The sequence below is a fragment of the Lysobacter sp. cf310 genome (assembly GCF_900114355.1).
Classification (GTDB): Bacteria; Pseudomonadota; Gammaproteobacteria; order Xanthomonadales; family Xanthomonadaceae; genus Lysobacter.
Genome location: NZ_FOSS01000004.1, coordinates 520,051 through 534,891, shown reverse-complemented (window position 1 = coordinate 534,891; position 14,841 = coordinate 520,051). Strand labels below are relative to the sequence as shown.

Sequence of the window (14,841 nt, the reverse complement as noted above, 5' to 3'; positions counted from 1 at the left end):
CTCATCGTTCTGCGCCCTCGCTGGCCAGCAACAGCTGGATATCTTCGTCCGACAGGCCTTCGAGCTGGTCGAGCATGCCCGCCAGCGCGTCGGCGTCGACGCCGTCCATGCGTTGGCGCAGCAGCAGCTCGGCGAAGCCGGCCACGCTGGGCGCCTCGAACAGGCTGCGCAGCGCGATCTCGCCGCCGAAGGCCTTCTGCACGCGGGTGATCAGCTGCGTGGCCAGCAGCGAATGGCCGCCGAGCTCGAAGAAATCGTCGTGGATGCCGACGCGTTCCAGCCCCAGCACCTCGGCCCACAGCCGCGCCAGGGTCTCTTCCTCGCCGTTACGCGGCGCCACATAGGCCTGGGTCTCCAGCGCCTCAGCGTCCGGCGCCGGCAGCGCCTTGCGGTCGACCTTGCCGTTCGGGGTCAGCGGGTACTGCGCCAGCGCCACATAGGCCGAGGGCAGCATGTATTCGGGCAGGCGCTGGCGCGCATGCGCGCGCAGCTCGGCGGCGTCGGCGGTGCCGATCACGTAGGCGACCAGGCGCTTGTCGCCGGGCCGGTCCTCGCGGCAGACCACCACCGCCTGGCGGACCTGCGGGTGTTCGGCCAGCACGGCCTCGATCTCGCCCAGTTCGATGCGGAAGCCGCGCAGCTTGACCTGATGGTCGATGCGTCCCAGCACCTCGATGCGGCCGTCGCGCAGGCGCCGCGCCAGATCGCCGGTGCGGTACAGGCGCGCGCCGGGGCGCGTACCGTAAGGATCGGGCACGAATTTTTCGGCGCTGAGTTCGGGCCGCGCCAGGTAGCCGCGGGCGACGCCGAGGCCGCCGATCAGCAGCTCGCCGGGCACGCCCACCGGCACCAGCTGGCCGCGCGCGTCGACGAGGTGGATCTCGGTGTTGGCCAGCGGCCGGCCGATGCTGATCGGCGCGTCGTCGGCGCGCACGCGCTCGACCGCCGACCAGACCGTGGTTTCGGTGGGGCCGTACAGGTTCCACAGTTGCGCGCCGCAGGCGAGCAAGCGATCGGCCAGTTCGCGCGGCAGCGCTTCGCCGCCGCACAGCAGGCGCAGTTGCGGGCGCCCGCGCCAACCGGCGTCGAGCAGCATGCGCCAGGTCGCCGGCGTGGCCTGCATCGCACTGGCACCGGCGCTGTCGATCAGGCGCGCCAGCGCCGCGCCGTCGGCGGCGGTGGCGCGATCGGCCAGGGCGATGCGCGCGCCCACGCTCAAGGGCAGCAGCAATTCCAGCACCGCGATGTCGAAGGACAGGGTGGTGACCGCGCACATCACGTCGTCTTCGCCCAGGCCGGGCGCGCGCGCGACCGCGCTGAGGAAATTGACCGCGGCGCGGTGCGGAATCTGCACGCCCTTGGGCCGGCCGGTGGAGCCGGAGGTGAAGATCACATAGGCCAGGTCTTCCGGGCCGACGCCGCTGTCGACGCGCGCGCCGGGGACGGCATCCACCTCGTCCAGCCACAGCGCTTCGCAGTCCGAGGACGGCAGCTGCGCCTGCAACGCGCGTTCGCTCACGATCAGACGCATGCGCGCGTCTTCGACCATGTAGCCCAGGCGCTCGGCCGGGTAGCTGGGGTCCATCGGCACGTAGGCCGCACCGGCCTTGAGCACGCCGAGCAGGCCGACCAGCATGCGCGGCGAGCGCTCGACGAACAGGCCCACCAACTGCCCGGGGCCGGCGCCGCGCGCGACCAGCGCGCGCGCCAGCGCATCGGCCTGGGCGTCGAGTTCGGCGTAGCTCAGGCGCTGGGCGCCGCATTCGACCGCGATCGCATCGGGCCGGCGCTGCGCTTGTCGCTCGAACAGACGATGCAGCGGCGTATCCAGCGGCGCGTCCAGCGCGGTGTCGTTCCATTCCGACAGCAGGCGTTGGCGTTCCTCGCGCGGCAGGATCTCGAGTTCGCCGATGCGCTGGTCCGGATTTTCGGCGATCGAGCGCAACAGCTGCTGGAAGTGAGCGGAGAAGGCCTCGACGGTGGCGGCGTCGAACAGGTCGCTGGCGTATTCGAAGAACAGGGCTAGGCCGTCTTCGTGTTCGCTCGCGAACAAGGCCAGGTCCGAGCGCGCGGTGCCGGGGTTGATGGTGTCGAAATCCACCGGCACCAGGCTCAGCCCGGCCAGATCGCTCTCTTCGGCCGGGAAATTCTGGAAGAACAGCATGGTCTGGAACAGCGGCGCGTGGCTGAGCGAACGCTCCGGCTGCAGTTCCTCGATCAGGCGTTCGGCGGGTAGATCCTGGTGCGAATAGGCGCCCAGGGTGGTGTCCTTCACCTGCGCCAGCAGGGTGCGGAAACTCGGATTGCCGGACAGGTCGTTGCGCAGCGCCAGCGTGTTGACGAAGAACCCCGCCAGCGATTCGAGTTCCTCGCGGCGACGATTGGCGACGCCGACGCCGACCACCAGATCGGTCTGGCCGGAGTAGCGCATCAGCAGCGTCTGATAGGCGGCCAGCACGGTCATGAAAGGCGTCGCGCCCTCCTGCCGGCTCAGGCGCTTGATCGCGTCCCAGGTCTGCATCGACAGGGTGCTGCGCAGTACGTCACCGCGGTAACTCTGCACCGGCGGACGCGCACGATCGCCGGGCAGCTCCAGCACCGGCAGCGGGCCGGCCAGACGCTGGCGCCAGTAGTCGAGCTGGGTCTGCAGGGTCGGGCCCTCCAGCAACTCGCGCTGCCACAGCGTGTAGTCCACGTACTGCACCGGCAGCTCGGGCAGCGGCGAGACCGCGCCGGCCTGGTAGGCGCCGTACAACTGGCGCAGCTCGTCGTGCAGCAGACCCAGCGACCAGCCGTCCACCGCGATGTGGTGGGCATTGAGGGTGAACAGATAGCGCTCGTCCTCGACCTGCACCAGCAGCGCGCGCAGCAGCGGCCCGCGCGCGAGATCGAACGCGCGCCGGGCTTCGGTGCGGGCCAGCGCGAACGCCGCGGCCTCACGCTCCGAGACGGGCAGCGCGCGCAGGTCCTGGCGCTCGACCGGCACCGCCGACGGCGGCTGCACGACCTGATGCGGGCCGTGCTCGTCGGCGGCGATCAGGGTGCGCAGGCTTTCATGGCGGCGCTGGATTTCGTCCAGCGCGCGGGCGAATGCGGCGTGATCCAGGCGGCCCTGCATCCACAGCGAGGTCGGCACGTTGTAGGCCGCCGAACCGGGATCGATCTGGTCGAGGATCCACAGGCGCTGCTGGGCATACGACAGCGGAATCCGCGCCGGACGCGCACGCCGGCCGATCTCGCTGCGCGGCGCCGACGGCGCCTGCTTGGCCAGCTGCTGCAGCAGCAGCGCGCGTTTCTCCGGCGACAGGCCGGCCAGACGCTCGTTGATTTCAGCCATGCGCGCCTCCGGACAGGGTCGCGGCCAGACGCGCGCTGGCCTCCTCGTCGCTGAGGTGTTCCAGGCTGGTGAGCAGGCTTTCCAGATCCTCCGGCGCCAGCTCGGCGCTGGCCTCGGCCACGCGCGCGGCCAGACGTTCCAGGGTGGCGTCCTCGAACAGCGCGCGCAGCGGCAGCTCGATGCCGTACTGCTGCTCGATCCGCGCCAGCAGGCGCGTGGCCAACAGCGAATGCCCGCCGAGGTCGAAGAAATTGTCGCCGCGGCCGATCCGCGGCGCGCCCAGCAGTTGCTGCCAGATCGCGGCCAGGGTCTGCTCTTCGGGCGTGACTGGCGCGTCGTAATTCGCCTCGTCGCCGCCGGCCACGGCCTCCGGCGCCGGCAATGCGCGCCGATCGACCTTGCCGTTGGGCGTGAGCGGGAAGCGCTCCAGCACCACGAAGGCGCTGGGCACCATGTAATCGGGCAGCGCGGCCTTGAGGTGATCGCGCAGCGCGGCCGTGCTCGGCGCCTCGCCGCTCGCGGTCACGTAGGCGACCAGGCGCTGGTCGCCGGGCCGGTCCTCGCGGCAATGCACCACCGCCTGGGTCACCGCCGGCAGCTGCGCGAGCACCGATTCGATCTCGCCCAGCTCGATGCGGAAACCGCGCAGCTTGATCTGATGATCGATGCGGCCGATCACCTCGATGGTGCCGTCGCGCCGCCACAGCGCGAGGTCGCCGCTGCGGTACAGGCGACCGCCCGGCGCACCGAAGGGATCGGAAATGAACTTCTCCGCGGTCAGATCCGGGCGGCCGCGATAGCCGGTGGCCAGGCCGTCGCCGCCGATCAGCAGTTCGCCCGGCACGCCCGCCGGCAGCCGCTTCATGTGGCGATCGACGATGTGGATCTGGGTGTTGTCGACCGGCTTGCCGACCAGGATCGGGCCGCTGCCGGCGTGCACCCGGCACAGCGCCGAATACACCGTGGTTTCGGTGGGGCCGTAGAGGTTCCACAACTCGCGCGCGCACGGCAGCAGGCGGTCGGCGAGTTCGCGCGGCAGGGCTTCGCCGGTGGAGATGATCTTGATCCCGGCCTTGCCGCTCCAGCCCAGCTCCAGCAGCATGCGCCAGGTCGCGGGCGTGGCCTGCATCACGTCGATCGCGGTCTCGTCGACCAGACGACGCAGGCGCAGGCCGTCGCGCGCGGTGTCGCGGTCGACCAGCAGGATGGTCGCGCCCACGGTCAGCGGCAGCACCAGCTCGAACAGGGCGATGTCGAACGACAGCGTGCTGATCGCGCACAGCACCTGGCCGCGCGCCAGGCCCGGTTCGCGCGCGACCGAGCGCAGCAGGTTCACCGCCGAGCGCTGCTGGATTTCCACGCCCTTGGGCTTGCCGGTGGAGCCGGAGGTGAAGATCACATAGGCCGGATCGCGCGGACCCGCGCCGCCGTCGGGCGCGCGTTCGGCGCGCGCGTCCAGCGCCGCATCGGCGTCGGCGTAGATCACCGTGGCCACGTCGCCGGGCAGGCTGTCGGCGAGCGCGCGCTGGCTCACGAGCACGCGCGCGGCCGAGGCTTCCAGCATGTAGGCCAGGCGATCGGCCGGATAGGTCGGATCCAACGGCACGTAGGCGCCGCCGGCCTTGAGGATGGCGAGCAGGCCGATCAGCATTTCCGGCGTGCGTTCCACGTACAGGCCGACCAGCTCGCCGGGGCCGACGCCGGCCGCGCGCAGTTCGTGCGCGAGCGCGTTGGCGCGGCGGTCGAGTTCGCGATAACCGATCTCGCGCGCGCCGCAGCGCAGCGCGATCGCGTCGGGCGTGCGCTCGACCTGGGCCTGGATCTGCGCGGCGATGGTGGGATCGGCCGGCAGTTCGCGCGCGGTGTCGTTCCAGCGCGCGAGCTCTTCGTGCTCCTGCTCGGTCAGCAGTTCCAGCGTGCTCAGCGGCGCGTCGGGCGTGGCCGCGGCCGACGCCAACAGGCGCAGCAGATGCCCGCACAGGCGTTCGATGCGCGCACGGTCGAACAGGTCGGTGCTGTATTCCAGCATCAGCTCGCGCGGCGCGTGCTGGTTCACGAACAGGCTCAGATCGCCTTGCGCGGTGCCGTGGCTGAGATCGGTCAGATGCGCCTGACGCAGCTGCAGGCCTCCCATGCTCAGGCCCAGCGCGGGGTAGTTCTGGAAGAAGAACAGCGCCTGCGCGAACGGCGTGTGGCTGGCCGAGCGCGGCAGGCGGCGGGTCTCGAGGATCCGGTCCAGCGGCGCGTCGGCATGCTCCATCGCGCCCAGCACGCTCTCGCGCACCTGCGCCAGCAGCTGGGCGAAGCTGGGATCGCCTTCGATGCGCGTGCGCATCGGCAGGGTATTGACGAAGAAGCCGATCACCGGCTCCAGTTCGACCCGCGCGCGCCCGGCCACACCCATGCCGACGGTGATGTCGTCCTGGGCGGTGTAGCGCGACAGCAGGGCCTGATACGCGGCCAGGAACACCATCGACAGGGTCGCCTGGCGCTCGCGCGCGAGGCGTTCGAGTTGCTCGTAGACCGGCGCCGGCACTTCGCTCAGGTAGAGCGCGCCGCGGAAACTCTGCGCGGCCGGACGCGGCCGGTCGGCGGGCAGATCCAGCGAGGTGAGCGCGCCGTCCAGGCGTTCGCTCCAGTAATCCAGCTGCGGCTGCAGGCCGTCGCCGCCCAGGGTTTCGTGCTGCCACAGCGCGATGTCGGCGATCTGCAACGCGGGCGCGCCGGTGTCGGCCGCGCCGCCGGCGCGCAGGGCGTCGTAGGCGCGCTGCAGTTCCTCCAGCAGCGCGTTGGTGGACCAGCCGTCGATCGCGATGTGGTGGAAGCCCAGCACCAGCAGATGACGCTGCGCGGCGACGTCGATCAGCGTCGCGCGCATCATCGCGTCGCGCCCCAGGTCGAACGCGCGCGCGGTTTCCACGCGCGCCAGACGCAGGGCTTCGGCCTCGCGCTCGTCGGCATTGGCGCCGCTCGCGCTCAGTTCCTGCCAGGGCAGATCGATGCGCGCGAGGATGTGCTGATACGGGTCGCCGTCGTGCGCGCGGAACACCGTGCGCAGCGTTTCGTGGCGATCGAGCAGGGCCTGCAGGGCCGCGCGCAAGGCGACGCGATCGAGCTCGCCGTCCAGCCACAGGCCGACCGGCAGGTTGTAGGCGGTCATGCCGGGCAGGAAACGGTCCAGCCACCACAGCCGGCGCTGGCCGAAGGTCAGCGGGATGCGCTCAGGGCGCGTGCGCGGCTGAATACGGTTCTGGCCCACGCGCTGACGCGCGCTCAACTGACGCAGCAGTTCGCGTTTCGCAGGCGACAGCTCGGCGATACGCGGGTCGATATCACTCATCCCTGAACTTCCTTGACTTACGAGCATCCTCGGCCGACCTGATCCGATCGGCACCCCTTTGGCATCCAGCACGCGTCGCTTCGGAGATGCTCTTGCACGCGAACCATGTTCGCGATCATCCTTGGCGTTCCATCCGTGGTGCCCCCCCGTCCATATCCTATCCACATAACGTGGTCAGGGGGCAAATGCGGACCACATCGGTTGCCGGGGCGTCCAGCGCCGGCAGGGGAAACCGATGTGGGCAGTGCGATATCCGGCCGTGGGACGGCCGGTTGCAAGCCCAAACCGAGTATTAGGGGTTTCAGGAGCAGCAGCCAGCAGGGAGGGGGAACACATGGATCGACCGTTCTCGCAGCACCGAATAACGCCCGAACCACGCACGGACACCGCGTCGGCGGGGGCGTGATGGGACACATCGCAGCCGCTCTCGACGCGTTGATCGCCTGGTCGGCGCGGATCGGCGCCGATCCGTTGCTGGTACAGGGCGGCGGCGGTAATACGTCTGTCAAACAGGACGGCACCTTGTGGGTCAAGGCCTCCGGCACTTGGCTCGCGCAGGCGCGCGAGCGCGATATCTTCGTGCCGCTGCCGCTGGACGAGGCGCGCGCCGCGCTGGGCCATGCCGACGGCGAAGCGCGGTTGGCGCGGCTGGGCGACGCGCAGGCGTTGCGGCCCTCGATCGAAACCTCGCTGCACGCGCTGCTGCCGCATCCGGTGGTCGCGCACGTGCATTCGGTGAACACCATCGCCTGGGCGGTACGCGCGGATGCGCGCACGCGACTGGATGCCCTGTTGAAGGACCTGAATTGGGCCTGGGTGCCGTATCGGCGCCCGGGCTATCCGCTCACCCAGGCGGTGCGCGAAGCCCTGAATGCGCGCGCCGCCGATGTGCTGGTGCTGGCCAATCACGGCCTGGTCGTCGGCGCCGGCGATTGCGCCGCGGCCGATGCGTTGCTGAGCGAAGTCGAGCGTCGGCTGGCCCTACCCGAACGCTCCACGCGCAGCGCCGATCCGGCGCGCCTGCGTGCAGTCAACGACCTGAATTGGGAAGAACCGCAGGACCCGCGCGTGCACGCGCTGGGAACCGACGCGGCCGCGCTGGCGATCGCGCGCGACGGCGCGCTGTATCCCGACCATGCGGTGTTCCTGGGCGCGCACGCGGCGGTGCTGGAAGGCGCCGACGCCTTGTCGGACGCGGTCGCGCGCTGCACCGCGGCCGGCGGCGTCGCACCCGCGTTCGCGCTGCTGCCCGGCGCCGGCGTGCTGGTCGCGCCGGGGCTGTCGGCCGGCGCGCAGGCGATGCTGCTGTGCCTGGCGCTGGTCGCGCTGCGCTTGCGCGGCGACGCGCCGCTGGTCTACCTGGGCGACGAGGACGTCGCCGCCTTGGTGGACTGGGAAGCCGAAGCCTATCGCCGCGCCCTGGCGCGGCCCGCGCACTGAACCCCGCACGACGCCACGGAAGGAGCCCATGCAGATCGTCGTCCCCATGTCAGGTTTCGGAGAGCGCTTCCGCCGCGCCGGTTATCGCGTGCCCAAGCCGCTGATCGAGGTCGACGGCAAGCCGATCATCGCCCACGTGGTCGACCTGTTCCCGGGCGAGACCGATTTCGTGTTCGTGTGCAATCAGGACCACCTGGACCGCGACGAGTACCGCATGGCCGAGCAGTTGGCGCGGATCTGCCCGAGCGGGCGCGTGCTCGGGATTGCGCCGCACAAGCTGGGCCCGGTGCACGCGGTGCTGCAGGCGATGGAGCTGCTGGATCCGGACGCGCCCACCTTGGTCAACTACTGCGATTTCGCCTGCGCCTGGGACTACCGCGACTTCAAGTCGTTCGTGCTCGACAGCGGCTGCGACGGCGCGATCCCCTGCTACACCGGCTTCCATCCGCACATGATGGGATCGACCAACTACGCCTATGTGCGCACCGACGGCGCGCGCGTGCTCGACATCCAGGAAAAGCAGCCCTACACCGACCAGCCCACGCGCGAATACGCCTCCAGCGGCAGCTACTACTTCCGCTCCGGCGCGCTGATGCGCGACGCCTTCGAACGCTGCAGCGCGCGCGCGGACCTCAGCCTGGGCGGCGAGCACTACGTCAGCCTGGCCTACAAGCCGCTGCTGGAAGACGGCGCCTGCGTCGCGGTGTACGAGCTCAACCACTTCATGCAGTGGGGCACGCCGCAGGACCTGGAGGAATACCGCTACTGGTCCGACGCGTTCCGGCGTCTGGCCGATCCGGCCCGCCCGCAGACGCCGACGCGCCAACGCGGCGCGGTGATGGTACCGATGGCCGGCCTGGGCGCGCGCTTCGCCAACGAGGGCTATCGCGAACCCAAGCCGCTGATCCCGGTCTCGGGCGAACCGATGGTGGTGCAGGCCGCGCGCGATCTGCCGGAGCCTGCGCGACGCGTGTTCGTGCAGCGCCGCGACCTGGAAGGCGCCGCGCGCATCGCCGATGCGCTGCGCGCGCGTTTCCCCGGCTGCGCCCTGGTCGATCTGGAACGCGTGACCGACGGCCAGGCCCGCACCTGCCTGCTCGGCCTGGACGATGTCGATCCCGAGCAGCCCTTGACCATCGGCGCCTGCGACAACGGCGCGGTGTTCGACGCGCAGGCGCTGTCGGCGCTGCTGGACGACGAGGACGTGGACGTGATCGTCTGGGTCGCGCGCGGCTATCCGGGCGCGGCGCGCCGCCCCACGCACTACGGCTGGGTCGACGAGGTCGACGGCCGGGTGCTGTCGGTGTCGGTCAAGCAGCCGCTGGCGGACCCGACCCGCGACCCGATCGTGCTGGGCACCTTCACCTTCCGCCGCGCCGCCGATTTCGCCGCCGCCGCGGACGCGATGATCGCGCGCGACGGCCGCGTCAACGGCGAGTTCTACGTCGACAGCTGCATCAACGATGCGGTCGCCGCCGGCCTCAACTGCCGCGTATTCGAAGTCGCGCACTACCTGTGCTGGGGCACGCCGGACGACCTGCGCACCTTCGAGTACTGGCAGTCCTGCTTCCACAAGTGGGACGCCCACCCCTACCGCATCGAACACGATCCGCGCGTGCCCGCGCACGCGCGCCCGGCCCTGGCCGAGCGCTACCGCATGCGCGAGCCGGAGCGCTTCCGATGCTGATCCCTGCTTTCGCCGCCGTTCGCAACATCGCTGCCCGTTCCGCCGGAGAGTCGTCCCATGGTCCTGCCTAGCACCTACTTCCCCACGCACGAGGAGAACCGCTTCGCGCACGAAGGCGAAGTCGGACTGGCGCGCGAGTTCTTCCTCAAGCACCGCCCGCGCAATCTCGAGTTCCTGCTGCACAAGCGCTACGACTGGATGAACGCCTACCTCAAGCCCGGCCAGCGCGTGGTCGAGTTCGGCGCCGGCTCCGGCTTCAGCAAGGAATTCATCCGCCACGACAATTTCCGCATCACCGACGTGGAAGCGCGGCCGTGGATCGACGATGTCGCCGACGCCATGGACCCTCCGTATCCGGACGGTTCGATCGACGTGGCGGTGTTCAGCCACATGATCCACCACCTGCCCAATCCGGTGCGCTTCTTCCAGGTCATGCAGCGCAAGCTCGCCCCGGGCGGGCTGATCCTGATCCAGGACCTCAACACCTGCTTCCTGCTGCGCCTGGCCCTGCGCGCGATGCGCCACGAGGGCTGGTCCTACGACATCGACGTGTTCGACGAGAACGTGGTCGCCAACGACCCGCGCGACCCCTGGTCGGCCAACTGCGCGATCCCGCTGCTGCTGTTCCGCGACGAGGACGCGTTCCGCCGTCACCTGCCCGGCTTCGCGATCGAGCGCAACCAGCTCAACGAGTGCTTCGTGTTCCTGGTTTCCGGCGGCGTGGTGGTGCAGGCCAAGACCGTCGAGCTGCCGCGCTTCCTGCTCAAGCTGATCGACGCCACCGACCGCGCCCTGGTGCGGCTGCTGCCGTCGGTGTTCGCGATGGGACGTTCGGTGGTGCTGAGGAAGATCGAAACGCCGTGACCACCTCCCTGCGCCTGTCCCTGGTGATCCCCTGCTACAACGAAGCCCGCAACCTGCCGTTGCTGGTGGCGCGCCTGCACCAGACCTTCGTGCGCGAGGACGTGGAAGCGATCCTGGTCGACAACGGCTCCACCGACGACACCCCGGCGGTGCTGGCCGCGCTGCTGCAGGGCGCCGAGCGCATCCGCAGCGTGCGCGTGGAACGCAACCAGGGCTATGGCTACGGCATCCTCGCCGGCCTGCGCGCCGCGCGCGGCCTGATCGTGGGCTGGACCCACGCCGACATGCAGACCGATCCGGCCGATGCGCTGGAAGGCCTGGACCTGTTCGACGACCGCGACCCGAGCACGCTGTTCGTCAAAGGCCGCCGCTACGGCCGGCCGCTGGCGGACGTGGTCTTCACCATCGGCATGTCGCTGTTCGAGACCCTGCTGCTGCGACGCCGGCTGTGGGACATCAACGCCCAGCCGACCCTGTTCGCGCGTGCCTTCTTCGAACGCTGGCAGGCGCCGCCGCACGATTTCTCGCTGGACCTGTACGCCTACTACCAGGCCCGTCGCAGCGGCCTGCAAGTGCGCCGCTTCCGGGTCCGCTTCGGCGAACGCGCCTACGGCAGCTCGCACTGGAACGTGAACTGGCGCGCCAAGGCGCGCTTCATCCGCCGCACCTTGGATTTCAGCCTGCGCCTGCGCAAAGACCTCTCGCACCCCGCATGATCATCGTCCGCCACCGCCGCAACACCCGCGCGGAACTGCGCGCGACCTCGCCGGAGTTCGGGATCGAGCTCGATCTGCGCAGCCGCGGCGAGACCATCATCGTTCACCACGACGCCTTCGCCGACGGCGAGGAGTTCGAGGACTGGCTGGACGATTACCGCCATCGCCTGCTGATCCTCAACGTCAAGGAAGAAGGCCTGGAGGACCGCCTGATCGCGCTGATGCGCGAGCGCGGCATCCAGGACTGGTTTTTCCTGGACCAGTCCTTCCCGTTCCTGGTCCGCACCGCCGCGCGCGGCGAAGCGCGCTGCGCGGTGCGGGTGTCGGAGTACGAATCGATCGACACCGCGCTGGCGTTGGCCGGGCGGGTGAACTGGATCTGGGTGGACTGCTTCACCCGCTTTCCGCTGGATCGCGCCCAGGCCGAGCGCCTGCGCGCGGCCGGCTTCCGCCTGTGTCTGGTTTCGCCGGAACTGCAGGGCCGCGACGCCGCCCAGGGCATCGCCGAAATGCGCGAGCTGCTCGCGCGCGAAGGCATCGCCGTGGACGCGGTCTGCACCAAGGAGACCGAGCTTTGGCGATGAGCGCGGCGCGGCTGTGGCGAGACCCGATGCTGCGGACCTGGGAGTTCCGCGCCGGCCTGTTGCTGCGCGCGCTGCTGATCGTGCTGCTGGTGCCGAAGATCCAGCAGCAGTGGTTCCTGCCGTTCCTGGACCACGCGATCCGATTCCCCAGCCTGGATCCGTGGTCGAGCTTCCTCGCCGCCGGCGGCACGCCGCTGGCCTATCCCTACGGCCCGGTGATGCTGCTCGCGCACGCGCCGGGCAGCGTGCTGGGCTGGCTGATCGACGCCGCCACCGGCAGCGGCGCCTACACCGGCATCGGCTTCCGCCTGGGCCTGCTCGGCGCCGACCTGGCCTGCCTGCTGCTGTTGCGGCGCCTGCTGCCGACCGAGCAGCCGCGCATGCTGCTGTGGCTGTACTGGTGGTCGCCGATCGTGCTGTTCGTGACCTATTGGAACGGCCAGACCGACATCGTGCCGATCGCCTTGCTGCTGCTGTCGCTGCTGTTGATCCGCCGCTATCGCCCGGTCGCCTCCGGCGCCACGCTGGGCCTGGCGCTGGCGGCCAAGCTCAGCATGGGCCTGGCCGCGCCCTTCATCGGCATCTACTTGTGGCGCAACAAGCGCCTGCGCTCGATGCTGGCGCCGTTCGCGCTGGCCTGCGCGGTGCTGGCGACGCTGCTGACGCTGCCCTGGCTGGCGTCGTCCGGCTTCGTGAGCATGGTCTTCGGCTCGCGCGAATTCGGGCGCGTGTTCGACCTGGCCCTGCCGCTGGGCGATGAACTCAAGCTCTATCTGACGCCGACCCTGTACCTGCTGGCGGCCTACGCGGCCTGGCGTTTCCGCCGCATCAGCTTCGAGCTGCTGATCGCCAGCACCGGGCTCTCGTTCTTCCTGGTGGTGCTGGGCACGCCGGCGCCGCCGGGCTGGTACCTGTGGCTGGTGCCGTTCCTGGTCGCGCACCAGTTGCAGGGCGACCGCAGCGCGCGCGTGCTGGCCGGCGGCTTCTCGCTGTTGCTGATCGCGATGCACGTGTTCATTTCCAGCGGCGCCGCCGTACCGTCGCTGGGCTGGGACCCGGCACCGGCGATCGCGACGGTGGCCGCGCGCATCACCCCGCATATCCATTCGCTGTGGATGACCCTGGTGGTGGCCTCGGGCCTGGTGCTGATCGTGCAGATGCTGCGCGAGCGCGTCGGCCGCAACGACTACTACCGCATCGCCCAGAAGCCGCTGGCGCTGGGCATCGCCGGCGATTCGGGCTCGGGCAAGGACACCCTGAGCCGCGCCTTGGCCGGCGTGTTCGGCGACCACTCGGTGGTGCACGTGTCCGGCGACGATTACCACATCTGGGACCGCTACGCGCCGATGTGGAAGGGCCTGACCCACCTCAATCCGCGCGCCAACGACCTGCAGCGCTTCGGCAACGACGTGCTGGCGCTGATGGACGGCAAGGCCATCGTCTGCCGCCGCTACGACCACAGCGCCGGACGTTTCGAGAAGCCGACCCTGCTGGCCAAGAACGATGTGATCATCGCCTCGGGCCTGCACGCGCTGCACTTCCCGCGCCTGCGCCGGCGCTACGACGTCAGCGTGTTCCTGGACGTGGACGAATCGCTGCGCCGGGCCTGGAAGATCCATCGGGACGTGCATCAGCGCGGCCACGACCTGGCCGCGGTCACCGGCTCGCTGGAGCGGCGCGCGCCGGATTCGCAGCGCTACATCCACCCGCAGAAGGCGGTGGCGAGCCTGGTGCTGCGCCTGCAGCCGGTCAATCCGCAGCAGCTCGAGCGCGGCATCGCGCCCGACCAGGTGCGCCTGAAGCTGGTCGCGCTGATCCGCAACGGCACCTACCACGAGCGCGTGGCGCGAATCCTGATCGGCGTGTGCGGCCTGCACCTGGACGTGCAGCTGGCCGACGAGTCGGGCGAGGTCGAAATGGAGATCGAAGGCGACGTGGTCGCCGAGGACATCGCCCTGGCCGCGCGCAGTCTGGTGCCCGGCCTGCAGGAGATGTTGGACATCCGTCCCCAGTGGGAGGACGGCATGAGCGGGATCATGCAGTTGCTGGTCCTGGTGCACACCGAAGAAGCCCTGAAGAACCGAATCCAATGAGCCTGAACATCCACACCGCGGACACCGCCCTGCGCGCGCCGCAGGCGATCATCTTCGACACCGACAACACCCTCTACGCCTACGGCCATCCGCACGCCTGCGCGACCGTGGCCGCCGAGGAGAAAGCGGTGCGCCTGCTGGGCTGCGAGGTCGCCGACGTGCGCCAGGCCTTCTCGCAGGCGCGGCTGGAGGTGAAGCAGCGCCTGGGCCGCACCGCCAGTTCGCACAGCCGCCTGCTGTACTTCCAGCGCGGCATCGAACTGCTGGGGCGCAAGACCCAGCTGGTGATCACGCTGGATCTGGAACAGACCTACTGGCGCACCTTCCTCGCCCACTGCGAGCTGTTCCCGGGCGTGCGCGAGTTCCTGATGGCGCTGCGCAGCCGCGGCATCGGCACGGCGATCATCACCGACCTCACCTCGCAGATCCAATTCCGCAAGATCATCTACTTCGGCCTGGACGATTGCTTCGACTACGTGGTGACCTCCGAGGAGGCCGGCGCCGACAAGCCGCAGGAGGCGCCGTTCCAGCTGGCGATCGACAAGCTCGGCATCGATCCGGAGCGCATCTGGATGATCGGCGACGACCCGGCCAGCGACATCGCCGGCGCGCGCCGCTTCGGCATCACCACCCTGCTGCGCGTCGACCGCGCCCACAACGGCCATGCGCGCGAGTCGGCGCCGGACCTGGTGTTCGACGACTTCGAGGAACTCAGCCGCTACGTGTTCTCGGGCAAGGTCGAAGGCTGGGCCGCGCAGTGAACGCCGCCCGCCGTCGCCC

At 70.0% G+C, this 14,841-nt stretch carries 9 protein-coding genes; 7 read left to right on the top strand and 2 right to left on the bottom strand.

The window, feature by feature from the left end; genetic code table 11:
• Position 1: 1 nt before the first annotated feature.
• Both BMZ45_RS16865 and BMZ45_RS16860 read right to left on the bottom strand, forming a co-directional pair.
• Positions 2-3,337 (bottom strand): non-ribosomal peptide synthetase, encoded by a 3,336-nt coding sequence (locus BMZ45_RS16865; RefSeq protein WP_091637674.1) that lies wholly within the window; start codon positions 3,335-3,337, stop codon positions 2-4.
• On the bottom strand, positions 3,330-6,677 hold the full coding sequence (locus tag BMZ45_RS16860; RefSeq protein WP_175489122.1) for a non-ribosomal peptide synthetase: 3,348 nt from the start codon (positions 6,675-6,677) through the stop codon (positions 3,330-3,332). Before BMZ45_RS16860 ends, BMZ45_RS16865 begins: the two co-directional genes overlap by 8 nt.
• A 405-nt stretch (positions 6,678-7,082) precedes the next feature.
• Here BMZ45_RS16860 and BMZ45_RS16855 point away from each other — a divergent pair, with 405 nt between their 5' ends.
• The 7 genes from BMZ45_RS16855 to BMZ45_RS16825 are packed head-to-tail and all read left to right on the top strand — an operon-like array spanning position 7,083 to position 14,822.
• Positions 7,083-8,117, top strand: coding sequence for a class II aldolase/adducin family protein (locus BMZ45_RS16855; RefSeq protein WP_091637672.1), 1,035 nt, complete (start codon positions 7,083-7,085; stop codon positions 8,115-8,117).
• 28 nt (positions 8,118-8,145) lie between these two features.
• Positions 8,146-9,804, top strand: a complete 1,659-nt coding sequence (locus tag BMZ45_RS16850) for an NTP transferase domain-containing protein (RefSeq protein WP_091637671.1) — start codon at positions 8,146-8,148, stop codon at positions 9,802-9,804.
• Positions 9,805-9,861: 57 nt separating this feature from the next.
• Positions 9,862-10,668: a class I SAM-dependent methyltransferase gene (locus BMZ45_RS16845; protein WP_056177051.1), complete on the top strand. Its 807-nt coding sequence runs from the start codon at positions 9,862-9,864 to the stop codon at positions 10,666-10,668.
• Positions 10,665-11,384, top strand: a complete 720-nt coding sequence (locus BMZ45_RS16840) for a glycosyltransferase family 2 protein (protein WP_217643226.1) — start codon at positions 10,665-10,667, stop codon at positions 11,382-11,384. Before BMZ45_RS16845 ends, BMZ45_RS16840 begins: the two co-directional genes overlap by 4 nt.
• Positions 11,381-11,968, top strand: coding sequence for a phosphatidylinositol-specific phospholipase C/glycerophosphodiester phosphodiesterase family protein (locus BMZ45_RS16835; RefSeq protein ID WP_091637670.1), 588 nt, complete (start codon positions 11,381-11,383; stop codon positions 11,966-11,968). Before BMZ45_RS16840 ends, BMZ45_RS16835 begins: the two co-directional genes overlap by 4 nt.
• Positions 11,965-14,061 carry a glycosyltransferase 87 family protein gene (locus tag BMZ45_RS16830; protein WP_139215544.1) on the top strand — a complete coding sequence of 699 codons (2,097 nt, stop codon included), beginning with the start codon at positions 11,965-11,967 and terminating at the stop codon, positions 14,059-14,061. The genes BMZ45_RS16835 and BMZ45_RS16830 overlap by 4 nt, the downstream gene beginning before the upstream one ends.
• Positions 14,058-14,822, top strand: a complete 765-nt coding sequence (locus BMZ45_RS16825; protein WP_091637668.1) for an HAD family hydrolase — start codon at positions 14,058-14,060, stop codon at positions 14,820-14,822. The genes BMZ45_RS16830 and BMZ45_RS16825 overlap by 4 nt, the downstream gene beginning before the upstream one ends.
• Positions 14,823-14,841 lie beyond the last annotated feature (19 nt).

Excerpts from the sequence above, each read along its gene's own strand:
- BMZ45_RS16830 (WP_139215544.1), top strand. The coding sequence starts at position 11,965 with ATGAGCGCGGCGCGGCTGTGGCGAGACCCGATGCTGCGGACCTGGGAG.
- BMZ45_RS16845 (WP_056177051.1), top strand. The coding sequence starts at position 9,862 with ATGGTCCTGCCTAGCACCTACTTCCCCACGCACGAGGAGAACCGCTTC.
- BMZ45_RS16855 (WP_091637672.1), top strand. The coding sequence starts at position 7,083 with ATGGGACACATCGCAGCCGCTCTCGACGCGTTGATCGCCTGGTCGGCG.
- BMZ45_RS16865 (WP_091637674.1), bottom strand. The coding sequence starts at position 3,337 with ATGGCTGAAATCAACGAGCGTCTGGCCGGCCTGTCGCCGGAGAAACGC.
- BMZ45_RS16850 (WP_091637671.1), top strand. The coding sequence starts at position 8,146 with ATGCAGATCGTCGTCCCCATGTCAGGTTTCGGAGAGCGCTTCCGCCGC.
- BMZ45_RS16860 (WP_175489122.1), bottom strand. The coding sequence starts at position 6,677 with ATGAGTGATATCGACCCGCGTATCGCCGAGCTGTCGCCTGCGAAACGC.
- BMZ45_RS16825 (WP_091637668.1), top strand. The coding sequence starts at position 14,058 with ATGAGCCTGAACATCCACACCGCGGACACCGCCCTGCGCGCGCCGCAG.
- BMZ45_RS16835 (WP_091637670.1), top strand. The coding sequence starts at position 11,381 with ATGATCATCGTCCGCCACCGCCGCAACACCCGCGCGGAACTGCGCGCG.